1 protein-coding gene is annotated in these 236 nt (G+C 32.2%); it reads right to left on the bottom strand.

Going from position 1 to position 236, the window contains the following annotated elements; translation table 11 throughout:
• The coding region (locus SB749_RS20890) for a hypothetical protein (RefSeq protein WP_410712003.1) at positions 1-210 on the bottom strand (210 nt) is incomplete at its 3' end.
• Between the last annotated feature and the right edge of the window lie 26 nt (positions 211-236).

Below are 236 nucleotides of genomic sequence, written 5' to 3'. Positions count from 1 at the left end.
AACCCCTTTTGAATTAGAGCTGAAGTATTGCTTTTGCTGCTTAACATAAACAGAAACTTTATCTGGAGCTAGGGTAAAAGGTGTATTTACTAAAAGTTGTTGCTTATTCACTAGTGGCTGCTGTAATTGCTCAGCGAGTTCTATACCTGTTTGCTTATTTTGATATTGTAAAACTAAATTTAAACCACTATTAAAAATAACAAATAGCATAAAACACAGAGCGTAAAATAAGACAC

It is taken from the genome of Brevibacterium sp. SIMBA_078, assembly GCF_046534565.1.
In the GTDB taxonomy this organism is placed as follows: Bacteria; Actinomycetota; Actinomycetes; order Actinomycetales; family Brevibacteriaceae; genus Brevibacterium.
Note: the sequence above shows the minus strand (reverse complement) of the source record. Positions and strands in the feature narration are given on the sequence as shown.